Consider the following 23,409-nt stretch of genomic DNA (forward strand, 5'->3'; position numbering starts at 1 on the left):
GATGCACTTCTAGTGTTCCCGGAGCCCATATAGTAAATCGATCGGCGCAGTCACAGCCCTAACCGATTCGTTGAAAAGCCAGTTCTGCCAGATATGCTTCACTCCTCGGCTAAGCCGATCGACCGAGATTCGGGTTAGTTTTGTTCAGACTGCGATCGCGTTAGTTCTTCACACTTTTGTTGTGCGGCTCGAAATGCGTCCACATATTCTTTCCCCCCCAACATAACATCCCCATAGTATTCATAGGGTTCAGTGCCGTAGATAGGTAAGGGATCATCATCCGGATAATCTTCTTTAGCCTCTTCGACAGAGGCTTTCAGGCGCTTGACGGTAATGGATTGGGCAGGAAAATAATAAAGATTTTGAATTTTACTATTAAGAAAAGATAAGTTTGGATCCAGAATGTGGTCGTCTACCTCAATCCAGCTATGCTCAATCGGATGCCGAGGTTTTTTGGCGATCACGAGAAACCCCTGCACATATACCGATCCCTTGGTTGCCAATGCGGCTCTGTAGGCATTTTCAAAGGTTGTTTGAGCTTTACTCTTGACTTGCTGAGCAAGTTCCAGCGATCGCGCTTCATCCAAGGACTTGTTCATGAATCGAGGAGAAATTAAACAGGCTACACCCCCTACAGCTTATTGCAAAATCTCCTCCATTGCACGGCTTTAGCCATGACAGCGTTACTCGCGAAGTCTGCGGTGTTGAGAGAGAGCCGCGCAGAGCGCGGCTCTCTCAACAGCCGTCATCAATCCAGGTGCAAGGCGCTCTAAGTCATGATGCATCAACGACAGGATCGGGCTTTTGGTGCTTTCAACAAAAACGTTGCTGTTATCTTCATTTCAGAGATTGATATTGTCTGGGCTAAGATCCCCAGTGGTTTTGTTTCTAGAGCTAAATGAGAAGCTTCCATTCCATAAAGTTTTCTGTGAAAGTTCTATATAATTGCGGAAACATCAGATAAATTTTGGTTGTTTTAACTATAATTAAAAACAACACCTTGTCAGGAACCGTACAATGTCTGTGAACTCGTCAGAACTCGTTCATAGTCCTGAAGACTACAGTTTGTTGACTGATCTCTACCAACTGACTATGTCCGCGTGTTATGTCGGAGAGGGGTTAGATCAGCGGCGTGCTAGCTTCGAGCTATTTGTTCGTCGTTTGCCGGAGGGCTTTTCTTACCTGGTCGCCATGGGGCTAGAGCAAGCTCTGGGTTATTTAGAACACTTGTGCTTTAGTGCAGAGCAAGTGGCAGCATTACGGGCAACGGGGATTTTTAGCCATGCTCCTGAGGAATTTTGGTCATTATTAACAGACGCTCGCTTTAGTGGCGATGTCTGGGCAGTGCCCGAGGGAACTGTCGTTTTTGCTAACGAACCGTTACTGCGCATTGAAGCACCTTTGTGGCAAGCGCAACTGGTCGAGACCTATTTGCTAAATACGCTGAATTATCAAACTTTGATTGCTACTCGTACTGCCCGCATTAGAGACGTGGCAGGGGCAGACGCATTGCTGTTGGAATTTGGTACACGTCGGGCGTTTTCTCCTCAAGCCTCACTCTGGGCAGCCCGAGCCGCGATCGCCGCTGGCATGAATGGCACCTCTAACGTTCTAGCTGCTTTGAAATTGGGGCAAACCCCCAGCGGTACGATGGCGCATGCGTTGGTAATGGCGTTGTCGGCACTGGAAGGGAGTGAAGATAAGGCGTTTGCTGCATTCCATCGCTATTTTCCTAAAGCGCCGTTGTTGATCGATACCTACGATACCGTTGCTGCTGCCCAACGCCTTGCCGCCCAGGTGAAAGCAGGCGAAATCGAATTAAGTGGGGTGCGCTTAGACTCTGGAGATCTGGTTAGCCTTTCGCAAACGGTACGATCGCTATTACCCGATATCACCATTTTTGCCAGTGGCGATCTGGATGAGTACGAAATCCACCGACTGAACGAAGCCGGAGCCACCCTTGATGGGTACGGTATAGGAACCAAACTGGTGACGGGTACGCCTGTTAATGGGGTTTATAAGCTGGTTGAAATTGACACGATTCCCGTGATGAAAGCGGCAGATAGCAAAAGCACTTACCCAGGACGGAAACAAATCTTCCGATGCTATAAGAATGGACGGATTGCCAGCGATCGCCTGGGTTTATTCACCGAAGCTGCCCACGACCCCGAAGAACCTTTACTGCAACCAATGATGAAACAAGGTCAACGACTCCACCCTACCGAATCTCTAACAGCGATCGCCCAACGGACTCAAACGGCGATCGCCAGTCTACCTCCAGCAACCCGGCAACTCCATGCTGCACAAGCGATCGACCCGATTCTATCAGACGCCCTGCAAACCCTGACCCAGCAAACCCGCGATCGAATCTATAAAGCGAATAGCTGTTAGCTGTTAGCTATGAGCTGTTAGCTGTTAGCTATGCGCTATGCGCTACGCGCTATGCGCTATGCGCTGTTAGCTGTTAGCTATGCGCTGTTAGCTGTTAGCTATGCGCTTTTGACTTGTATCCTTCATCCTTTCCTAACCCCTGACGATCCTATGACCCAGATTGCGCTTTTTGGTACTAGTGCAGACCCGCCGACTGCTGCTCATCAAAAAATATTGAACTGGTTATCTCATCAGTTTGATTGGGTGGCTGTATGGGCATCTGACAATCCGTTTAAGTTGCACCAAACCCCGCTCGCCCATCGGGCAGCGATGTTGCAATTGCTAATTGATGACATCGACCCGCCCCGGCACAATCTTCAACTTCAGCAAGAACTGAGTAGCCCCAGAGCGATCATTACGGTCGAAAATGCTCAGAATTATTGGACGGATGCCCAATTCACGCTGGTGATTGGTGGAGATCTGGTGGATCAACTGCCTCGCTGGTATCGGGTTGAAGAATTGCTGCAACAGGTTAAGCTACTGGTGGTACCTCGCCCTGGGTACCCTCTGGTCGAGTCTGAGTTAGACCGTCTCCGGGCAATGGGGGCACAGGTGGCGATCGCCAATTTGAGAGGGCTCAAACTCTCTTCCACGGCTTACCGCGAGCAAAAAGACACCCATGTCTTAACGCCCCCCATCGAGGAATACATTCACCGAGAACGCTTGTACGAATGCCAGGACGCCGCCCCAAAAAAACTGACGCTCCCATCTCCCAGCGTGCATTAGCCGACTTTAAAGTCGGAGTCGATAATGTCATTTTTTCAGTAGACACTGATCAAAATCGGCTACTGGTGTTGTTGGTGATGCGTCATGACGAACCTTACCTCGGACAATGGTGTCTTCCTGGAACCCTTGTCCGACAAGGCGAATCGTTGGAAGCAGCTGCTTATCGAGTGTTATCCGAAAAAATCCGCGCCGAAAACCTGTACCTGGAACAACTGTATACCTTTGGGGGTCCGGCTCGTGATCCCCGTGAATCGACAACCAGTTATGGGGAGCGCTATCTTTCGGTCAGCTATTTCGCCCTGGCGCGGTTTGCTGAAGCTGAGTTAATTGCCGATGGCGTCAGCGGCATTGCCTGGTATCCCATGAAACAAATTCCCAAACTTGCCTTCGACCATAACGAAATTCTTACCTACGGGTATCGTCGATTGCGCAATAAGTTGGAATATAGCCCCGTCGCTTTTGAAGTATTGCCTGAGCTGTTTACCCTGAGCGATTTATATCAGCTTTATACCACCGTGTTAGGCGAAAATTTCTCGGATTATTCCAATTTTCGTACTCGCTTGCTGAAATTGGGATTTCTTTCCGATACCGGGGTTAAGGTCTCGCGTGGAGCCGGACGCCCCGCCAGTCTCTATCGCTTTGATGCCGAAGCGTTTGCACCCTTAAAAGATAAACCATTGGTGTTTATCTAAGGATCACAAGTTAACTAAAACCCGGACGTTTATTTTTGGAAGCGTGGCTCCGCCGCGCTTCCAAAAATAAATCTTCGATTTTATTAAACCCACGATCCTAAGCATCACCGATTCTTGGTTCTAATTCAGGGTGTGTTGACCTGGCGTAGGGACATAGCATTGGATAAAAAATTTTTAATTTATCTTGAAAAGCTTTGCCCAAATGCTACGCCCTGACAGGATTTAATGGCTCTGACACTGATTCATTGTTAGGAGCATTCACTAAAACCGATTCCGTTTAAGAGAGCGATGGCGAAGCCATCGCTCTCCCAAACAGAAGGATAAATTAATTCATTCGTAATTCTAAGGTGATTCTATAGCAGCCGAAGGGCTGGTTAGGACGGGGGCGCGGGGGCTGCGCCCCCGGACAGGGGTTCCACCCCTGCACCCCGTTCTAATTGCTATATAGCAGCCGAAGGGCTGGTCAAGACAGGGGCGGCGGGGGCTGTGCCTCCGGACAGGGGTTCCACCCCTGCACCCCGTCCTCATGAACCATCCAATGGCTATCCAATTGCTATAAAAAGAAAACTAAAACCCACTACCCTATCTCTAACCCTAACCCTTATGAAAATTGCGATCGCCCAACTGAACCCTATCATCGGAGACTTAACGGGTAATGCTCAGCAGATTCTGAAGGCAGCTCAGGACGCTGTGCAGCATAATATTCGATTGTTGATTACGACCGAATTATCGCTGTGTGGCTATCCGCCGCGTGATTTATTGTTGCAGCCCGGTTTTGTTAACGTCATGGCGCAGGTGTTAGCCCAACTGGCGCAGGATTTACCACCCCAACTGGCAGTGTTAGTCGGAACGGTGACCCCCAACGAGCGATCGCCTCATCAGGGAGGCAAACCGTTGTTTAATAGCACCGCTTTATTGGCAGAGGGCACGATTCAGCAAGTCTTTCATAAGCGGCTGTTGCCCACCTACGATGTCTTTGACGAAGTTCGCTATTTTGAGCCAGGGTTGCAGAGCAATTTTTTAATGCTGGATGGGATTCGGATAGGGGTCACCATCTGCGAAGACCTGTGGAATGATGAAGAATTTTGGGGCAAACGCACCTATGAAGTAGACCCGATCGCTGAATTGGCAAAGGGAGGAGCCGAACTGGTGGTGAATTTGTCGGCGTCACCGTACAGCATCAACAAACAAAATTTGCGTGAGGCGATGTTGCGTCATGCCGCAATCCGCTATCAACTGCCGATTTTATATGCCAATCAGGTGGGGGGTAATGATGATCTGATCTTTGATGGTAGTAGTGTGGGATTTGATCGAACCGGGAAAATGGTTGGTCGGGGCCGTGCTTTTGACACTGATCTGATCCATTTTGAGTTCAATCCTGAGTCAAAAGATTTAACGTCTGCCTCACTCCAGGCGATCGCATCCCAAGCGGAAACTGAAGATGCAGAATTATGGACAGCACTAGTCTTGGGGGTACGAGACTATGTCCGCAAATGTGGCTTTTCTAAAGTCGTGCTGGGGTTGAGTGGTGGCATCGATTCATCTCTCGTTGCGGCGATCGCAGCGGCTGCCGTCGGTGCTGACCATGTTTTGGGCATATTGATGCCATCGCCTTACAGTTCTGATCACTCCGTCAAAGACGCCTTGGAACTGGCAAAAAATATAGGAATTCAAACCCAAATTTTACCCATTGGCGACCTGATGAAAACCTATGACCAAACGTTTGCTGAGCTATTTGCAGAGACAGACTTTGGGATTGCCGAAGAAAACCTTCAGTCGCGCATTCGTGGCAATTTGTTGATGGCAATATCTAATAAATTTGGGCACTTGCTCATTTCTACGGGCAATAAATCAGAAATGGCAGTGGGGTATTGCACCCTCTATGGCGATATGAATGGGGGCTTAGCGGCGATCGCTGATGTGCCCAAAACCAGGGTCTACTCCATCTGTCGCTGGCTCAATCAATACGTCAGCCAAAGGCAAACAGCGGACGACTTCAGGAACGAGAGTGATCAGGATGCGTTAGCCGTTAACCTGTCTCTGTCGGGGTTTCTTGCTCCTCCCATTCCCGAGAATGTTTTAGTCAAAGCCCCCAGTGCAGAACTGAAGCCGGGGCAAGTTGACCAAGATTCTTTGCCTGCGTATGAAATTCTCGACGATATCTTAGATCGGTTGGTATTGAGCCATCAATCGCTCGATCAAGTAATCGCAGCAGGGCATGATGCCGATGTTGTGAAACGGGTGATGCAGCTAGTAACCCGCTCTGAATTTAAGCGCAAACAGTCGCCTCCTGGGTTAAAGGTCACCGATCGAGCCTTTGGCACAGGTTGGCGAATGCCGATCGCCGCCCGTTGGCGTCCGCAAAATTTTAATGGCACTGTTTGAACTTGATGGCGATCGCTAGACCTGTTGCCGAATAATAGCCGTTGCTGCTGCCGCATCCATCGGTTGGGCAAAGAAGTAACCCTGGGCAAAATCACAGCCCAGCTTACTTAATTGCTCTAACTGACGCGCCGTTTCTACCCCTTCCGCAATCACATCCATTTTCAAGGTGTGTGCCAGGGTAACTACGGTTTGCACGATCCCCACACTTTCGTCATTCGAACTCATCTGGCTGATAAAAGAGCGATCGATTTTGAGTGTATTAACAGGGAATCGTTGCAAATAACTTAACGAAGAATAGCCAGTGCCAAAATCATCAATGCTGAGTTGAATATTTTTGGCTCGAATGTCAGACAGCATTTGGATAACGGCTTCTGTATTATCCATCAGCATACTTTCCGTAATTTCTAATTTTAAGGAGTGTCCATTCAGCTCAGTTTCCCTCAAAATCTCTTCTAATTGCTGTAAAAATATGGGTTCTTTGATTTGTTGACTGGCTAAATTGACATTAATCGTCAATGTCTTTGCCTGGGCATGATCAGCTTGCCAGAGGCGGATTTGTTGACAGGCCTGACGCAGCACCCACGCACCAATGGGGATGATTAAACCCGAATCTTCGGCAACGGGAATAAATTCATCGGGGTTGACCAATCCTCGTTCGGGATGTTGCCAGCGAATCAGTGCTTCAAAGCCAACCAATTTTAGAGTCAGGATCGAGATGATGGGCTGGTAATACAACAAAAACTCTTGGCGTTCAAGTGCGCGTCTTAAATCACTTTCCATTTGTAACACACGCAAAATCTGGGCGTGCATTTCCCGATCAAAAATCTCATACCGGGCTTTGCCATTGGCTTTGGCACGATACATGGCAATATCTGCATCGCGCAACAGATGGGAGCCTTGCTCGTAATCTTTAAACCCCAAAACAATGCCAATGCTGGCACTGATGGTGACTGTATGGCCTTCTAGATAAAACGGTGTTTTGAGTTGTTCTTGAATCCGTTCGGCAATGCGTGTGGCATCTTTTAAGTCTTGAATGTCATCCAGCAGAATCGTAAATTCATCTCCGCCCAAACGGGCAACCGTATCGACCGTTCGCAGACAGCTTTTTAATAAATGGGCGATCGCCACTAATATTTGATCCCCCACTAAATGACCCAGGCTATCATTCACCAACTTAAACCGATCCAGGTCAATAAATAGCACAGCAAACAAGTAGTGTTCTCGTCGTTGTGAATGTTTTAGGGCTAAGTCAACCCGCTCCATAAACAATGTCCGATTGGGCAGAGCCGTAAGGGCATCGTGCAAGGCATCATGGCTGAGTTGTTGCTCAACCAGAACTCTGGCGGTGATATCACGCGAGGCGGTCACCAGACGAATCACCTCTTGAGTCTGTTCATCTAGAATGGGTTTTGCCAGCGTTTCTAGCCAAATGTATTCTCCTGACTTGCGCCGCATTTGATATCGAATGGATACAAGTTGCCCATCCAAAATCAGTTGATGAGCTTCTCGCTGAATGCGGTCGATATCCTCTGGCAGATAAAGGGTATAGGGACTGACACCCACTAACTCTTCGGGAGTGAAACCTAACACTTGTTGGCAAGACGGGCTGAGATAAATAAATCGTCCATCGGGTTGATGCAAACACACCAAATCACTCATGTTTTCTGCAATCAGGCGAAATCGTTCTTCGCTATCTCGCAGAGCCAGTTCAACACGTTGGCGTTCGCAAATTTCTCGTCGGAGTTCTTGATTGCTGGTTTCCAGTTCTGTTGTTCGTTGTTTGACTCGTTCTTCAAGCTGAAGATTGAGCTCGCAAATTTCTGCTCGGGCAGATTGCAACATCAATTGATTTTCAATGCGAGCAATCACTTCTTGCATCTGAAAGGGTTTGATAATATAGTCTGCACCTCCAACGGCAAAGGCTTTCACCTTATCCATCACTTCATCTAGTGCCGTCAGAAAAATGATGGGAATATGGCTGATTTTGGGATCGGCTTTGAAGGTTTGACAGATTTCATATCCATCCAGGTCTGGCATTCTGATATCGAGCAAAATTAAATCTGGCAGAGCAGAATGCACCGCTCTCAACGCCATTGCCGAACTAATTACCCCCCGAACTTCGTAGCCTACTTTGGTCAATGTATCGGCGAGAAGGCGTAGGTTATGAGGGTCATCATCAATAATTAAGATATCTTTTGGACGGGTTTGACTCACTCTGATATTTATCCGGGTACTCAATTCAACTGATGATGGAACAAAACCCAATTCTTTTGGAGAGGCAATGGCGGAGCCAGCGCTTTCTCCAAAAGAATGACAGGTTAATGAATCTGTGATCCTTAGAATCACAAACTTAATAAAACCCGGAAATTTAGTTTTGCAAGTGCGGCGTTGCCGCACTTGCAAAACCAAAGTCTTTGGTTTTATTAAATCCACGATCCTCAGGAGCCATGAACCCAGGTTGGTAATCAGCCCAAAGGCGATCGCTCCTAGCTCATTTTCTATCGTCAGGCACACAATTTCTATAGATTGAGGTGAATTTAGCGATAGATTAGAGTCGTCCTCCTATCTTCTGAGCTATGGTTTCTAGCGATCGCCCCTTTCCCTATCCCATCAGCCGTCAAGCTGAATACGTCGATGACTATCATGGTACGTTAGTTGCCGACCCCTACCGCTGGCTAGAAGATCCCAATTCCGCTGAAACCCGCGCCTGGATTGAAGCCCAAAACCAGATTACCTTTGGTTATCTGCACCAGATTCCAGTTCGCGATCGCATTCAACATCGCCTCACCCAGCTTTGGGATTACGAAAAATATGGGACGCCCTTTAAGCAAGGCGATCGCTATTTTTACTTCAAAAATGACGGCTTACAAAATCAGAGTGTCCTTTACACCTTACCCAGTCTGGATGCAGAACCCAGAGTATTGCTTGATCCCAACGCCTTGTCAGACGATGGCACTGTGGCACTATCGGGCTTAGAAATTAGTGAAGATGGCAACCGCATGGCTTACGGTATTTCCATCTCTGGGTCAGACTGGCAAGAGTGGAAGGTGAGAGAGGTCGAAACGGGCACCGACCTGGCAGATCATCTGCGCTGGGTAAAATTTTCGGGAGCATCCTGGACTCATGATCACCAGGGCTTTTTCTATTCGCGCTATGACGAGCCGAATGAAGCCACCAAACTGGAGGCGGTGAATTATTTCCAGAAGCTGTATTACCATCGCTTGGGCACTCCCCAGTCTGAAGATAGATTGGTCTACGAACGCCCGGATCAAAAAGAATGGGGCTTTGGCGGCAGTGTCACTGAAGATGGACGCTATTTGATCATCTCAGTTTGGAAGGGCACGGATCCGAAAAATCTAATTTTTTACAAAGATCTGGAAACCCCAGACGCACCCGTGGTGGAACTGATTCAGGAGTTTGAAGCATCCTATAGCTTTATCGACCATCACGATGGGGTGTTTTTCTTTCGTACCGATCGAGACGCTTCCAGGGGCAAGGCGATCGCCATCGATCTCAGCACAGGTACACAGCGGGATATCATCCCTGAAGCGGCAGAAACTCTAGAAGGGTTGACTATCCTCAATCATCAATTTGTCGCCATCTATCTCAAAGATGCTCACAATCAAGTAAAAATCTTTGACCTGCAAGGTACCGAAGTTCGGCAGGTAGAGTTACCCGGCATTGGCTCCGTTGGTGGCTTTAGTGGCAAACGTGACGCCACAGAAACGTTCTATAGCTTTACCAGTTTCACCGTTCCCAATACGATTTACCATTACGATCTGGTAACGGGTGAAAGCACACTATTCCGACAGCCTCAGGTCGATTTCAACCCCAACGACTACGAAACGAAACAAATTTTTTATAGCAGCAAAGATGGTACGCAAGTGCCCATGTTCATTACTCATAAAAAGGGCTTGGCGCTAGAGGGCAATCATCCCACTTATCTCTATGGGTATGGAGGGTTCAACATTTCCCTTACCCCGTCTTTCTCGCCCAGCAATCTGATCTGGATGGAGATGGGGGGCGTCTTTGCCATTCCTAACTTGCGCGGCGGTGGTGAATATGGTGAAGACTGGCACCAGGCAGGCACTAAGCTCAATAAACAAAATGTATTTGATGACTTTATCAGTGCTGCTGAATGGCTGATTGCCCATGGCTATACGTCGTCCCAAAAACTGGCGATCGCCGGGGGCAGTAATGGTGGCTTGCTGGTTGGAGCTTGTATGACTCAGCGTCCCGATCTGTTTGCCGCTGCTTTACCGGCGGTTGGTGTCCTAGATATGCTGCGTTTCCACAAATTTACCATCGGTTGGGCATGGTGCTCAGACTATGGGTCACCTGAGGATCCAGACGAATTCGCCGCCCTGTATGCCTATTCCCCCTTACATAACTTGAAACCAGGGACAGCCTATCCTGCCACATTAATTATCACGGCTGACCATGACGATCGGGTGGTTCCAGCCCATAGTTTCAAGTTTGCTGCTGCCCTGCAAGCTGCTCACCAGGGCGAAGCACCTGTGTTGATTCGTATCGAAACCAAAGCGGGGCATGGAGCCGGAAAACCAACCACCAAAGTTATCGAAGAAGCCTCTGATAAATGGGCTTTTCTCGTAAAAACATTGGCTATGGGATAGTGGTCTGTCCATTAAAAATCGACGATTAAAACGGGTGATGTGCCGCGCGAAGCGCGGCTGTCACGCCCATCCTTTGTTGAGGGATGGGGCGGTGCTAATTTCAGCCATAAAAACGCCCCGGAGGTCCGAGGCGTTTGTCCAAAACCAAAAGTTAATGACAGTTTGCCTTAAAAAAATGGCAGTGCATTCGGGAATTGTACGGAACCAACATGAATCTGGATAAAGATGCAACGTTCATTATTCCGTAACCCTTCGGACTTTGATCCGCGGCTTTGTTATGTGGGTAAGCCTCATCATCACGGTTTGAGCTAAATCATAACGTCTGAGGCGATCGCGTTAGATCTGGCAATGGCTCGAAAAGCTGCTCTTTGCGCCTATTCACAACCCATTCCTATTCTGGAACTAAGCGAATAGCATGATCTACCAGTGTTGTAGAGAACGGAGTTGCCCCGCGAGAAAACTCCCATTCCCAGCATGACGTTAGTTCAGAACCCTGTATGGATAGAGCGCTCAACCCGTATCTTCAAGCATTAAGTTCCGTTTAAATCGGTATAATGTGAACCCAAAAATACGGTATTGCTAAAGAGAGATTGGATAGCCCTAAAAAAGTCATCTTTTTTTGCTAGGGCGTGTTTTAAAACTCGCTAAGAGGGTTGTTTTTTCGGGCGCGAAGCGCCCGAAAAAACAACTTTTAAAACATACTCCAGGCAGAATCATTTCTCTAACCATAAATTATTTCATGAATACCATCCCTATGGGTTGAACAGCTTGCAGAATCAGGTTTTCAAATGCATCATCTGGCTCTACCCAAGCGCAACGTTACGATATGTAATTTCAAATTCTTCATCGATGGAGTGTTTTAATTATGCAAATGTATTGGTCTACTAAAGATATTCCTGAATTGGCGAATCTCACCCCCAAGCAGCGTCAACAAGCCTGGAAAGCCTGCTACTCCAAGTATGCTTTTAAGTATTGGCAAACCTGGGCAAGCCTGTTTGTATTGGGAATATTGGTTGCGGTTGGGATTCGCTTTTTAGGTATTATCGGCGGTGCGATCGGAGGTGGATTGGGCGGCGCAGTTTTTGGTGTAGTGATTACCAATGTGCTACGTCCCCATTTACGTGACTATGTTCAAAAAGAATTCGCACAACAAGAGACGGTATGAGCGATGCCGGTGCTAGAACCGTTCGTATGGGTATGAGATGGGGAAGCACCACGAAATCACGTTGAGAGAGCAACGGCAAAACCGTCGCTCTCTCAATGTTATTTCAGGTTGATGAATGAATGATCTTAAATTGTTTGATTGAATCTAACGCTTGGTATAGGCGCAGTCCTATGGAACAGGACTAGTATTAAGCTCAAATACGAGTTGAAATAGAACCAATGCCAGCTCAATTAAACCGTGATCTAGAAACGCCTGAAGCAAAGAAAACTACACTATTCGATCGGACTTTTCGAGATAGTAGTGGACAAATTGTAATTGCTCAGATGCCCAATCTACCAATTTTGGTGTGGTTAGCGGCAACCTTGCTGCAACTCATCCTCCCCAATGGCACCATCCGAACGGCGTTGGATTTAGTGGCATTTGGCACATTGTTTACCTGGGCATGGCAAGAACTGTTTGAAGGTGTCAATTACTTTCGTCGGGCGATTGGCTTGATTGTGCTAGTCAGCTGGATTGCGTTGAGGCTGAACCTGGGGGGAGTAGGCTAATATAGTTCCTAAACCGGAAAAGAGGAATGCGCCAGTTTGGCTTGCCCAAGTTTTGGGTGACATTGCAGCGATCGCAAATCTTGAGCACACTAGTCCGAGGAGCAGGAGCGTCGCTGAGCGTACAACTGATCAGCCTGGTTAGCCTTTACACGGCTCAAATCTTGCTGGCGCGGTGGATGGGGGTGACCCAGTACGGCATCTATGAGTATGTCATTGCCCTTGATATTTCCCTGGCTTTACTGGCAGGGTTGGGCTTACCCACTGCTGCCTTACGGTTTGTGTCTGAGTATCGGGTCAAGCAAGACTGGTCACGGCTGCGAGGTCTGTTGCGGGGTAGTTGGCAACAAACGGTAATTGCCAGTTGCGTCACAGCATTGTGTAGCACGGGTGTGTTGCTGTGGCTCAACGGACGCCACATATTGCCCTATGCAACCCCCTTGCTCGTCGGAGTCTGGTTGATTCCGTTAATGGCGTTGATCAATCTTCAGCAGCAAATCATTCGAGCCTTTCAACAAATTGTGTTGGCATATGCCCCTGCGGCGATCGCTCAGCCGATTGTCTTAGTAGGGATCGCGGGTCTGTGGCAAACTCGATCTGATTTGAACCCTACCATTGTGATTGTTCTGGCGATGGTGTCACTGTTGGGAGTGCTGATGGTGCAATCCGTAGTATTTCAGCGGACATTGCCAACCGATGTATTTCAAGCCGATCCTGTCTTTGCGCTCGATCAATGGTGGCACGTTGCACTCCCCCTGATGTTATTTGATGGTTCGTATTTAGTGTTAAGCCAATCTGATACGTTAATGATTGGCTCCATGTTGGGGGTTAAAGCCGTCGGTTTATATGGTGCTGCGCTTAAAACCTCCCTCTGGGTTCACTTTATTTTGAGCGCAGTCAATGCCATCTCGGCTCCAATGATTGCCTCCCTCTACGCCCAGGGCGATCGCCAGGGATTGCAGCAATTGGTCTCAACGATTGCTCGGTGGATGTTTTATCCGGCATTGGCGATCGGTCTTGGCTTAATGGCGTTTGCTGAACCCGTACTGCAACTGTTTGGCACTGAATTTATTGCTGCCAAGACGGCTCTGATCATTTTGATTGTGGGACAGTTGGTGAATGTAGGAGCCGGTTCAGTCGGGTATTTGATGATGATGACCGGACACCAATCTCAATCTGCACTGGTGATGGGCGTGAGTGCCCTGGTAAATATCCTTTTGAATGGGATTGGTATTCGTTGGTTTGGTATTGCTGGAGCAGCCTTGGCAACGGCGTTGGCAATGATGTTGTGGAATGTTTGGCTACATAGTTTAGTGGTCAAACATTTACAGGTTCATCCTTCCATTCTGGCAACATTTCGTTAGTCAAGAGATATAGCGATTCCAAATCAGTTGTGAAAGCGCCCGCCCGAAGGGCGGGCGCTTTCACAACTGATCATTTTCACGAATCAAACAGGATTGCTATATAGCAACCGTCGAGACAGTTAAATCAGGAGGTTGTGTGAGAACCCACGCGGAGCGTGGGTTCTCACACAACCGTTGTCCTCATCAACCCCTCGACTACTATAGAATCCGTTGCCGACCTGTATAGATATTGAAGCGTTCGCCGCGTAAAAACCCGATCAGGGTGATATTAAATTCGGCAGCGATCGCAACAGCAAGGCTACTCGGTGCAGAAACAGAACAAACGATAGAAACGCCTGCCATCAGAGCTTTTTGCAAAATTTCATAGCTAGATCGACCGCTCACCAGGAGAATGCGATCGCGCCAGGGCAATTCTCCACTGAGTAATGCTGTGCCGATGAGTTTATCCAGGGCATTGTGTCGTCCGATGTCTTCCTTTAACGACAGTAAGTTGCCGTCGAGATCAAACAGGGCAGCCGCATGCAGTCCGCCCGTACTGGAGAAAATAGTTTGTCGCGATCGCAGCTGATCGGGCAAGCTATAGACGACCGATGCACTCACTGTCATCGAATCTGACAGGATCGCACATCCTCGCACCTTCAACGCATCCAAACTTGCTTTGCCGCACACGCCACAGGCACTGGTGGTATAAAAGTGCCGTTCTAACGGCTGTAAATCCGCATCAAGTCCATCTCGCAGCAAAACATTGACAATGTTATATCGCTGTTCACCGTCTACATCGGGATCAACGCAATACCGCAGCGTTTGAATATCGTGTCGCTGCTGCACAATATTTTCGCTATAGAGAAATCCGGCAGTCAGTTCAAAATCAGCCCCCGGTGTGCGCATGGTGATAGCAACGGTGCGTTGGGGATGCACCAGGCGAATTTCTAGCGGTTCTTCGGTTGCCAGCTGATCGATGCGCGATCGCCCGTTTCCCTGGTCAACGACCCAGACCTGCGTTTTAACTTTGCTATCCATAGTTCAACCTGGTCATGTTCATCATTCGAAGGGTCGATGTTTCGGATCCGCAGGATCCAAAACATCAACTCTTCGAATAACCGTTCGGATAGATTCTATAGCCTGAAGATTTGTGGTTCTAAGAAAAACAATTTTGTTGCGGCGCGGCGGAGCCGCGCCGCAACAAAGCTGGGATTTTATTCTATTTTTAGACTCTATGGTTCTACGCAATTTAGTCAGGACATCGGGGGGTGGGGGCGCAGGGGCGGAACCCCTGCACCCCCGTCCTAACCCTAATGCGTAGCGCTATAACTTTGAGTCTGATAGGCTGTTTTCACGAAAACACGAAGCCAGCTAACAGCTAGATCAGGCGAATCTGCTTGAGAAAGCGCTAACTGTGTTAGTATCTGTAAAAATCTTTGATCTAACTAATAGCATCAATGGGCAAGGTTCTGGTTTTGAACGCGTCCTATGAACCCCTCAACATCACGAGTTGGAGGAGAGCGGTCGTCTTGTTGCTCAAAGGTAAGGCGGAGCAGATAGAGCACAATGGCAAGATGATTTATAACGAAGTGCCATTGCCGTCTGTGATTCGTCTGCGTCATTATGTACGCGTGCCCTACAAAGAAATCCCACTGACCCGAAGAAATATCCTCCACCGAGATAGTCACTCTTGTCAATACTGCGGTTATGCAGGAGATGAGCTAACGTTAGATCATGTGACTCCGCGATCGCGAGGTGGCAACGATTCCTGGGAAAATATTGTAACCGCCTGTGTTCGATGTAACGTCAAAAAAGGCAACCGCACCCCCAGAGAAGCCAGTATGTTGCTCCGACACACGCCGCATAAACCTTACAGTGGTCTTTACTTTGAAGTGACCAAGCATATTAAGAGTGGTCTCCACAAAGAGTGGCAAAAGTATGTGATTGGCGTTTAGGTCGTGTTCTCGCCCCAGGTCAGCTGATAGAGCAAGCGATCGCACAATTGACTAACCCTTTTAGCTTATTCCTGCGGTAGAGTGCCACTCACTGATTTTTTTGCCAAGATCTAAGTAGATAACCGATCGTTCCCACTCGTCCTGGTTCAAGATTGGGGGTGGGATTTTGGAGGACAGAGATAGCTTTATTCAATTCAGTTAAGACGGGTGATAGGTTGAAAAGCCGGGTAGGGTGCCGCTTTTCAACCCATTGTCGTGTTGATCCTGAGTGTGTAGCGTCCTATCCGGCAGGTTGCGGCTCGGCTGGGGTCTCAACAGTGAGGTTAAATCACGCTGTCAAGCCGCTTATCGAGCCCCCATCTATGGAGGACAAAGAACGCCACAACGTCCCCCTTTAGCCCTACGCATCTTGGCGAATAGCGATGGACGACAAAACTTGGTATGACTTAGATAGATTGGATCAAAACCCTTATTATCAAAACTCAGCCTATCGTCAGCTCATACGAAACAAAACATTATCTAAATTGTTTAAGCACCCTTTAAAGACAGCGTTTTAGTGATAAATCTTTTCTCCTGAAGATTTTCCCTACGATATCTGTTATCCATTCATCTGCGTACAGAATGTTACAAACCAGGGAGGATCTTTTAGGTATACGTGAAAACGGTACCGGCATAAAGATCCCACCCGTGCTTTTATTCTCGACCCAATTTTGTTAAGCCATGCGTGAGTAATTTCAATTGACTGCCAGCAGAGGATCTCAAATTTTTTCCCCACAGGGGGGGTTCTCTTTCTTCTGCTTCTAAACCTATCGTTCAGTTAATTGCACTCCACACTTTTTTAGAGCTTATAGAGCGCATCCAACCTGAGAAGACTGAACGTCAGGCTTTCGATATCCTGTCAATCTGCAAGGATGAACTTGCAGGCAAATCTACCAACTTTTTTATTGAACCCTTGTATGCAAACTGATTCATTAAAGTCGTTAAATCTCTTACCGATAATGACTGACACTGACGGCATAAGTTCCACTAAAGAATCTGGGGTTTTGGGTAATACTCAGATCGAATATTCAGTCGGCAAAGACAGGGGGCTTGTCGCACCCCAAGGCAAGCGGCTAGGCGAACAAAAAGTTGCAGATTTGCAGGCGGTTTTGGAACGCCATCAGGGCGATCGCCAACTCGTGATTTTGCAGGACTTTCCTGATCCCGATGCCTTATCCTGTGCCTGGGCATACAAGCTGATTGCCCAGCAATATAAAATTCGCTGCGATATTGTCTATGCGGGCACGCTGAGCCATCAAGAAAATATTGCCCTGGTAAAAATTACAGGCTTGCCTGTGCAACGGTTGACCCCCCAAATGGCAAGGGATAAGGATCTATCGGGCTACCAGGGGTGTGTGTTTATCGACAACCAGGGCACTACCACCCAACTGCTGGATTTAATGCAGCATAGCAACGTGCCCATCACCGTTGTAATTGACCACCACACGATGCAGGGTGATTTAGATGCCGAGTTTATCGACGTTCGACCCCAGGCGCGAGCAACGGCGACGATTTTTACCCAATATCTACAAGCAGGTTTGCTGCGACTTGACAGCAGCGTTAGTGAACATGTCAAATGCGCGACGGCATTGATGCATGGCTTGCGATCGGATACGGATCGGCTGATGCAAGCGCAGGAAGAAGATTTTTTGGCAGCAGGGTATCTCAGTCGCTTTTACGACGCGCAGTTACTCAATGCGGTATTGCAAGCTTCTCGTTCTAAACGTGTGATGGATGTGATTGAGCGATCGCTACGCAACCGCATTTTACAAAACAACTTTTCGATTGCAGGGGTTGGTTATTTGCGCTATGACGATCGCGATGCGATCCCACAAGCTGCCGATTTTCTGGTGACTGAAGAAAACGTCCATACAGCTGTCGTCTATGGCATCGTTCACGACGAAGACGAAGACTTAGAAGTGGTGATTGGTTCCTTACGTACCAATAAGTTGACCCTTGATCCCGATGAGTTTATCAAAGAAGCCTTCGGACAAGATACGCAAGGTCGGTTCTTTGGGGGGGGGCGATCGATGGCAGGAGGGTTTGAGATCCCCATGGGATTTCTTTCGGGATTCAATGAAAATAGCGAATACACCCGGATTAAGTGGGAAGTGTTCGACATTCAAATTAAACAAAAGCTATTGCGGCTGGTCAATCCCGAAAATGGCGTGATCCGCACGGCGTAATGGATGGGATCAACGCGCCTTTCATCCTGATCCTCCACCCCCTTGTGAGAGGCGCACCCCTTCGGGGTGCGCCTCTCACAAGCCATATAGGATTGCTGTAGAATTTGGCTCTGCTTCAGAGACACAACTGAAGCCCTGATCCAATAGGATAACAATAGGTCGCGACCGCCCAATTAGACATACAGACGTAAGATGACACTCGCCCAAACTGCACCCCTTTCCTTGACCGATCTGGCTCAGCAAACCCGTGACGCCGCTCGTAAACTGGCAGTGTTATCCGGGGCAGCGCGTAATCAAGCCATTGAACACATCGCTCAAGCCCTGGAACACTTTACGCCAGAAATTTTGGCAGCTAACGAGGCAGACTGCACGGCTGCCCTGGCTGAGGGGTTGGCAACATCGCTATATGGTCGGCTGAAGTTAGATGCCCAAAAGCTGAAAGCGGCGATCGCAGGGGTCAGAGATGTCGGTCGTTTAGCCGATCCAGTGGGTACTGTGCAGATTCACCGAGAACTGGATACAGGCTTAGAGTTGCGCCGGATCGCCTGTCCACTGGGGGTGCTGGGCGTAATTTTTGAAGCCCGTCCCGATGCCGTGATGCAGATCGCATCGCTGGCAATTAAGTCTGGCAATGGCGTCATTCTCAAAGGCGGTAAAGAGGCAGTTCATTCGTGCGAAGCCCTGATCCGAGCGATTCACTACGGGTTAGAACAAGCTGGGGTGGATCCGGCAGCGGTGCAATTGCTCACAACCCGCGAAGAAACCCTGGCGTTGTTGCGGTTAGAGTCGTATGTCGATTTGATCATTCCCAGAGGTTCCAATAGTTTTGTCCGATTCATCCAGGACAATACGCGCATTCCAGTGCTGGGTCATGCCGACGGCATTTGCCATTTATACGTCGATCGCACCGCCGATGTAGCAAAAGCCGTGGCGATCGCCGTTGATGCCAAAACCCAATATCCATCTGCTTGTAATACGATCGAAACGCTATTGGTACACCAGGCGATCGCCCCTGAGTATCTGAAAGCTGTCATCCCCGCGTTGCAAGCCAAACAGGTTGAATTACGTGGCGATGCCCCTACCCTGGCAGCAACCGCAGAGCTAACGCTTTCCACAGCCATCCTACCTGCCACCGATGAAGACTGGGCAACGGAATATTGTGATCTGATTTTGTCGATCAAAGTGGTGGAGTCGCTGGAAGATGCGATCGCCCATATCAACACCTACGGTTCTCGTCATACCGAAGCGATCGTTACTGAAACCGCTGAAACAGCCGCGTCCTTTATGGCGCAAGTAGATGCCGCTGGCGTATTTCACAATTGCTCTACCCGATTTGCCGATGGCTTTCGCTATGGGTTTGGGGCTGAGGTGGGGATCAGCACCCAAAAAATGCCACCCCGTGGACCTGTTGGCTTAGAAGGCTTAGTGACCTATCAATATCAATTGGTAGGGGATGGACATATTGTTGCCGCTTACACTGGCGACCATGCCAAAGCCTTCACCCACCGAGATTTGTAAAGGCGCAGCTAGAACGATTGAGCGATCGCCCAACCTATACCGGGCGAGCTTCAGTCTGGGGGACTTCGTTGCAGTCTAGGACAATAGGCTGATAGGTTTGCATCAACTGCGACGCAGACGCATCAATGCCCATACCATAGCGCCATTCACCATTGAGATAGAGCCATGTTGGCAGTTGACGTACCCAATCGCGATCGCCCTCAAAACAAATCGTCCCTTGCTGAAGTTCTGGTTGCAAACGGGTATAGCCCATCCAGACATGGGTAAAGGCACTCAAATCTGCTGCAATTAAGACATGCACATCAAAGCCCGGATCTTTTTGACAGACATCAACCTCCTGATCTTCAATCACGAGCCACCAACTGCGCTGAGTCTTTTTTCCTTTGGTTAGCCCTCGAAAGTCAAACTGAAGTACCATTTTCTGCCTTGGTACGGCTTCTAAGTTGATGCGCCGCCTCATGCCCCACATCAACAACGCATCGTCTAAATCTTCTGGCGCAATTTGTTCGTTGCCCCATTGTTGTGCCCAAACGCCCATAGCTTCAATAATCGGTCGCAAGGCTTCTCCAGCGGGTGTAAGTCGATACTCATATCCCTGACCTGTCTCTTTTTCATGGCTCACGACAATTCCCAATTTCTCAAGCTCTTTGAGTCGTTGCACTAACAGGGCACGCGACATCAACGGTACCCCTCGACTGATGTCATTAAAGTAGCGATTGCCATAGAGCATCTCTCGCAGTACCAGAGGATTCCAGCGATCGCCCAATACTTCAGCCGCTTTTGCTACCGGACAAAATTGTCCATATCCCTTTCTCATGGCGCTTCCAGGGAGATTTCAGGTCAGGTTCAGATATTGAACTTGTATCACCTTATCCGGCAAATCAGAATGAGATCATCACAAGATTTAAAGGAGACGGTTCGATGTTAGCGCTACAAACTCCATTGACGAATCCATACGAAAAAATAGATTGGTTAGCCCTGGCAACTTCTTTAGGAAACCAGTTCGCTGCTAAAGAAATTGAAGCAGATGAGCATGATCTATTTGTTGCCGATCATATTGCCCAATTAAAATTATCTGGATTAGTAGCCGCCGGTGTTCCGGCGGAATTAGGGGGTGGCGGAGCCAGCTATAGCGATCTATGTGCCGTACTGCGCATCTTAGGTCGCCATTGCAGTTCAACCGCGCTAGCATTTTCGATGCATACTCACCAAGTAATGGTACCTACCTGGCGGTGGCAGCATCAAAATGCACCTGTAGAGGGTTTATTAAAACGGGTAGCAGCCGAACAGCTGATCTTGCTCAGCAGTGGTGGCTCGGATTGGTTGCAGAGCGCCGGAACAGCTACCAAAGTAGACGGTGGGTTTTTGATTACAGCCCGTAAAGTATTTGCCAGTGGTGCGCCTGCGGCAAATTTATTAATGACCAGTGCGGTGTACCAAGATCCCGAAATAGGGGCAACTGTATTACATTTTGCCGTGCCGATGAATGCGCAGGGCGTTACGATAGAACCCACCTGGCAAGCAATGGGCATGCGGGGTACAGGTTCCCATGATGTTGTGTTATCGGATGTGTTTGTACCCGATGCCGCGATCGCATTACGCCGAGAACAAGGGAAATGGCATTTTATCTTTCATCTGATCTCCATGATTGCGATTCCATTGGTGTATTGCGTTTACGTGGGCGTTGCTGAAGCCATACGCGATCGCACCATTGAACTAACCATGAAGCATCGCACTGATGAGCATCTTTGCTATAAGGTAGGAGGGTTAGAGAATGAGTTAATGGCAGCAAAATTAGCTCTTCAGCATATGATTTCGACGGCGGTTGCCAGTCAACCCAGTTTTGAAACAACCCATCAAGTTATGACCGGGCGAACCCTGGTTGCCAAAGCTGTGCTGAATGTAGCCGATCTGGCAATGGATATTACCGGAGGCAGTGCGTTCTATCGCAAACAGGGTCTAGAGAAATTGTTCCGCGATATCCAGGGAGCTCGTTATCATCCATTGCGCGAAGACGCCCAACGCACCCTGGCGGGTCAACTTGCCTTTGGCTGGGATGTATCGTCTTTGTAGACGGAGTTATCTAGCGCTTCGCACTCGACCAGAACCCAATTATTTTTCAAAAGCCATGCAGAGCATGGCTTTTGAAAAATAATCCATACTCCACTCGATCGAAAAATTCTTTTTGAGAGAGCGACGGCGGAGCCGTCGCTCTCTCAAAAAGGGATATGCTTGTTAGCCCATCAGCAATCAAGCGTTGGACAGCGGCAGCAACACTTTTACGGTGGTCTGTTGCCCAGGTGTACTCACAATAGACAGAGTCCCTTGATATAACTCGATCCAGCGTTGGGCGATCGCCAACCCTAACCCAGCCCCTTGTTGTTCATAAAACCGACGCTCAAATTGTTGATACGCACCCACATTGCGAATTTGCTCAGGCGTCATGCCGCGCCCTTCATTGGTAATTTCAATCACCAGGTAGGTTGAATCGGGCTGGCTCACAATCTTCACCAGAGTGCCGGGGTCGGAAAATTTAAAGGCGTTGTCGATCAACTCTTGCAAAATTTTTTGGACTTCCGATATCGGAATGGCGATCGCAGCATTTTTTAGATCTAGTTTCAGATCCGTCTGTCGTTCTACTCGCTCAGCAATTTTTTGGGCAACCCGTTCAATCACAATTTGAGAATTATGAGTATCGTCTTGAATCAAGGTTTGCCGCTTCACCGGGTCACGCATTAAAAGTTCCAGCTTGGCATAGTCTAAAAACTGTTGGACTAGACGATACAAGCGTTCTGTAGAGGTCTGGAGAATATCGGCTAGTTCTAAAACTTTTTCAGGTTCATTTGCAGACAGTCGTAGTAGCTCAACCGTCGTAAAAATACCAGATAGAGGCGTACACAATTCATGAGGCAACGAAAGAGCGATACTTTGCCGCAATTGGTCTAGCTGATCTTGCGTTTGCGCCTGAAACGCACTGTGCTTTTTTAGGCGTCTTTGAATAGCCTGTAATAGTTCGTCTGGAAGACAAGGTTTTGTGAGGTAGTCATCCGCACCCAAGGTCATGCCCTGCCGAATGTCGGGTCGTCCAACCTTTGCCGTTAGAAAAATAAAGGGAATAGTTGCGGCTAGAGAGTTTTCCTGCAACGACTCTAACACTTGATACCCATCAATTTCGGGCATTTGAATATCACAAATGATCAAATCAGGCAAATTTTCAACGGCAAGTTGAATTCCTTTTTTGCCATTTTCAGCAATAATTGTCTGGAATCCTTCACATTCTAAAAAATCTTGGATAGTTTCTCGAATATGAATATCGTCATCAATGACTAAAATCACCTTGGGCATTTTTTTGGGTTGCTCTTCTTCCAGGAAATTAACAGAGTAAAGCAATCGATCTGTTTTCTGATTAATGCAGACCTAAAACCAGGAAAGCCGGATTTTGTTAATTACCCATTTGTGAATATAAGCTCTCTAAGAGATAAACGTAGCATAGCGTTTGTAGATCGCTAGTCAGCCAAATCGCGGGTTATCCGTATTTTGCCCAAAAGTCTATATGGTCTATATGAATTTCTATAGTAATTCTCAGTAGTGTGAAGTGGCATGTACTGAGTAAGAGCCACGCTTTACGTAGCTCTTACTCAGTACCCGTCATCTATCCAGGTACGAGGCGCTATAACTATCGGGGCGGATGTATCCGTAAAAATGACCTCAAGGCTCTTATTTTACTTCCAGTCCCTTATAGTGCTTACCTCTCAACCTTGGCACACCCAATTTTCCTGATTCTGGCT

General features: G+C 48.2%; 17 protein-coding genes. 12 read left to right on the forward strand and 5 right to left on the reverse strand.

The window, feature by feature from the left end:
* Positions 1–134 precede the first annotated feature (134 nt).
* On the reverse strand, positions 135–599 hold the full coding sequence (locus ACR6Z4_RS15940) for a hypothetical protein (protein ID WP_479718283.1): 465 nt from the start codon (positions 597–599) through the stop codon (positions 135–137).
* Between the two features lie 418 nt (positions 600–1,017).
* Between ACR6Z4_RS15940 and ACR6Z4_RS15945 the strand changes: the two genes are divergently transcribed.
* The 4 genes from ACR6Z4_RS15945 to ACR6Z4_RS15960 all read left to right on the forward strand — a co-directional run bounded on the left by ACR6Z4_RS15945 (position 1,018) and on the right by ACR6Z4_RS15960 (position 6,233).
* Positions 1,018–2,391, forward strand: a complete 1,374-nt coding sequence (locus ACR6Z4_RS15945; protein WP_479718284.1) for a nicotinate phosphoribosyltransferase — start codon at positions 1,018–1,020, stop codon at positions 2,389–2,391.
* 150 nt (positions 2,392–2,541) lie between these two features.
* Positions 2,542–3,156 carry a nicotinate-nucleotide adenylyltransferase gene (locus tag ACR6Z4_RS15950; RefSeq protein ID WP_479718285.1) on the forward strand — a complete coding sequence of 205 codons (615 nt, stop codon included), beginning with the start codon at positions 2,542–2,544 and terminating at the stop codon, positions 3,154–3,156.
* The gene (locus tag ACR6Z4_RS15955) at positions 3,102–3,848 is read left to right on the forward strand and encodes an NUDIX hydrolase (RefSeq protein WP_479718286.1); all 747 of its coding nucleotides are present in this window, start codon (positions 3,102–3,104) and stop codon (positions 3,846–3,848) included. Before ACR6Z4_RS15950 ends, ACR6Z4_RS15955 begins: the two co-directional genes overlap by 55 nt.
* Before the next feature lie 603 nt (positions 3,849–4,451).
* Positions 4,452–6,233 carry an NAD+ synthase gene (locus ACR6Z4_RS15960; protein ID WP_479718287.1) on the forward strand — a complete coding sequence of 594 codons (1,782 nt, stop codon included), beginning with the start codon at positions 4,452–4,454 and terminating at the stop codon, positions 6,231–6,233.
* A gap of 15 nt (positions 6,234–6,248) precedes the next feature.
* Here ACR6Z4_RS15960 and ACR6Z4_RS15965 read toward each other — a convergent pair whose 3' ends face one another.
* A complete protein-coding gene (locus tag ACR6Z4_RS15965) occupies positions 6,249–8,447 on the reverse strand; it encodes a two-component system response regulator (RefSeq protein WP_479718288.1) in 2,199 nt (732 codons plus the stop codon).
* Between the two features lie 362 nt (positions 8,448–8,809).
* On the opposite strand from ACR6Z4_RS15965, the gene ACR6Z4_RS15970 reads away from it, so the two are divergent.
* The 4 genes from ACR6Z4_RS15970 to ACR6Z4_RS15985 all read left to right on the forward strand — a co-directional run bounded on the left by ACR6Z4_RS15970 (position 8,810) and on the right by ACR6Z4_RS15985 (position 13,941).
* Complete coding sequence (locus ACR6Z4_RS15970) at positions 8,810–10,867, forward strand: prolyl oligopeptidase family serine peptidase (RefSeq protein ID WP_479718289.1); 2,058 nt, start codon at positions 8,810–8,812, stop codon at positions 10,865–10,867.
* An 865-nt stretch (positions 10,868–11,732) separates the two neighbouring features.
* Positions 11,733–12,032, forward strand: coding sequence for a hypothetical protein (locus ACR6Z4_RS15975; RefSeq protein WP_479718290.1), 300 nt, complete (start codon positions 11,733–11,735; stop codon positions 12,030–12,032).
* A 218-nt stretch (positions 12,033–12,250) separates the two neighbouring features.
* A complete protein-coding gene (locus ACR6Z4_RS15980; protein ID WP_479718291.1) occupies positions 12,251–12,580 on the forward strand; it encodes a hypothetical protein in 330 nt (109 codons plus the stop codon).
* 26 nt (positions 12,581–12,606) lie between these two features.
* A complete protein-coding gene (locus ACR6Z4_RS15985) occupies positions 12,607–13,941 on the forward strand; it encodes an oligosaccharide flippase family protein (protein ID WP_479718292.1) in 1,335 nt (444 codons plus the stop codon).
* Positions 13,942–14,139: 198 nt separating this feature from the next.
* Here the strand turns inward: ACR6Z4_RS15985 and fdhD are convergent, their stop codons facing one another.
* On the reverse strand, positions 14,140–14,961 hold the full coding sequence (gene fdhD / locus ACR6Z4_RS15990; RefSeq protein WP_479718293.1) for a formate dehydrogenase accessory sulfurtransferase FdhD: 822 nt from the start codon (positions 14,959–14,961) through the stop codon (positions 14,140–14,142).
* Between the two features lie 419 nt (positions 14,962–15,380).
* On the opposite strand from fdhD, the gene ACR6Z4_RS15995 reads away from it, so the two are divergent.
* The 3 genes from ACR6Z4_RS15995 to ACR6Z4_RS16005 all read left to right on the forward strand — a co-directional run bounded on the left by ACR6Z4_RS15995 (position 15,381) and on the right by ACR6Z4_RS16005 (position 19,621).
* Positions 15,381–15,878, forward strand: coding sequence for an HNH endonuclease (locus ACR6Z4_RS15995; RefSeq protein WP_479718294.1), 498 nt, complete (start codon positions 15,381–15,383; stop codon positions 15,876–15,878).
* Between the two features lie 998 nt (positions 15,879–16,876).
* On the forward strand, positions 16,877–18,103 hold the full coding sequence (locus ACR6Z4_RS16000; RefSeq protein ID WP_479718295.1) for a DHH family phosphoesterase: 1,227 nt from the start codon (positions 16,877–16,879) through the stop codon (positions 18,101–18,103).
* A gap of 192 nt (positions 18,104–18,295) precedes the next feature.
* Complete coding sequence (locus ACR6Z4_RS16005; RefSeq protein ID WP_479718296.1) at positions 18,296–19,621, forward strand: glutamate-5-semialdehyde dehydrogenase; 1,326 nt, start codon at positions 18,296–18,298, stop codon at positions 19,619–19,621.
* 34 nt (positions 19,622–19,655) lie between these two features.
* Here the strand turns inward: ACR6Z4_RS16005 and ACR6Z4_RS16010 are convergent, their stop codons facing one another.
* On the reverse strand, positions 19,656–20,438 hold the full coding sequence (locus ACR6Z4_RS16010; protein ID WP_479718297.1) for a winged helix-turn-helix transcriptional regulator: 783 nt from the start codon (positions 20,436–20,438) through the stop codon (positions 19,656–19,658).
* Positions 20,439–20,542: 104 nt separating this feature from the next.
* On the opposite strand from ACR6Z4_RS16010, the gene ACR6Z4_RS16015 reads away from it, so the two are divergent.
* Positions 20,543–21,694 (forward strand): acyl-CoA dehydrogenase family protein, encoded by a 1,152-nt coding sequence (locus ACR6Z4_RS16015; protein ID WP_479718298.1) that lies wholly within the window; start codon positions 20,543–20,545, stop codon positions 21,692–21,694.
* A 177-nt stretch (positions 21,695–21,871) separates the two neighbouring features.
* Here ACR6Z4_RS16015 and ACR6Z4_RS16020 read toward each other — a convergent pair whose 3' ends face one another.
* Entirely contained in the window at positions 21,872–23,011 is a 1,140-nt protein-coding gene (locus ACR6Z4_RS16020; RefSeq protein WP_479718299.1) for a hybrid sensor histidine kinase/response regulator, read from the reverse strand.
* Positions 23,012–23,409 lie beyond the last annotated feature (398 nt).

Source organism: Calyptranema fuscum S582 (genome assembly GCF_055793305.1).

Excerpts from the sequence above, each read along its gene's own strand:
- ACR6Z4_RS16015 (WP_479718298.1), top strand. The coding sequence starts at position 20,543 with ATGTTAGCGCTACAAACTCCATTGACGAATCCATACGAAAAAATAGAT.
- ACR6Z4_RS15975 (WP_479718290.1), top strand. The coding sequence starts at position 11,733 with ATGCAAATGTATTGGTCTACTAAAGATATTCCTGAATTGGCGAATCTC.
- ACR6Z4_RS16000 (WP_479718295.1), top strand. The coding sequence starts at position 16,877 with ATGACTGACACTGACGGCATAAGTTCCACTAAAGAATCTGGGGTTTTG.
- ACR6Z4_RS15970 (WP_479718289.1), top strand. The coding sequence starts at position 8,810 with ATGGTTTCTAGCGATCGCCCCTTTCCCTATCCCATCAGCCGTCAAGCT.
- ACR6Z4_RS15985 (WP_479718292.1), top strand. The coding sequence starts at position 12,607 with ATGCGCCAGTTTGGCTTGCCCAAGTTTTGGGTGACATTGCAGCGATCG.
- ACR6Z4_RS16005 (WP_479718296.1), top strand. The coding sequence starts at position 18,296 with ATGACACTCGCCCAAACTGCACCCCTTTCCTTGACCGATCTGGCTCAG.
- ACR6Z4_RS15955 (WP_479718286.1), top strand. The coding sequence starts at position 3,102 with ATGCCAGGACGCCGCCCCAAAAAAACTGACGCTCCCATCTCCCAGCGT.
- ACR6Z4_RS15945 (WP_479718284.1), top strand. The coding sequence starts at position 1,018 with ATGTCTGTGAACTCGTCAGAACTCGTTCATAGTCCTGAAGACTACAGT.
- ACR6Z4_RS15940 (WP_479718283.1), bottom strand. The coding sequence starts at position 599 with ATGAACAAGTCCTTGGATGAAGCGCGATCGCTGGAACTTGCTCAGCAA.
- ACR6Z4_RS15995 (WP_479718294.1), top strand. The coding sequence starts at position 15,381 with ATGGGCAAGGTTCTGGTTTTGAACGCGTCCTATGAACCCCTCAACATC.
- fdhD (WP_479718293.1), bottom strand. The coding sequence starts at position 14,961 with ATGGATAGCAAAGTTAAAACGCAGGTCTGGGTCGTTGACCAGGGAAAC.
- ACR6Z4_RS16010 (WP_479718297.1), bottom strand. The coding sequence starts at position 20,438 with ATGAGAAAGGGATATGGACAATTTTGTCCGGTAGCAAAAGCGGCTGAA.
- ACR6Z4_RS15960 (WP_479718287.1), top strand. The coding sequence starts at position 4,452 with ATGAAAATTGCGATCGCCCAACTGAACCCTATCATCGGAGACTTAACG.
- ACR6Z4_RS15980 (WP_479718291.1), top strand. The coding sequence starts at position 12,251 with ATGCCAGCTCAATTAAACCGTGATCTAGAAACGCCTGAAGCAAAGAAA.
- ACR6Z4_RS15950 (WP_479718285.1), top strand. The coding sequence starts at position 2,542 with ATGACCCAGATTGCGCTTTTTGGTACTAGTGCAGACCCGCCGACTGCT.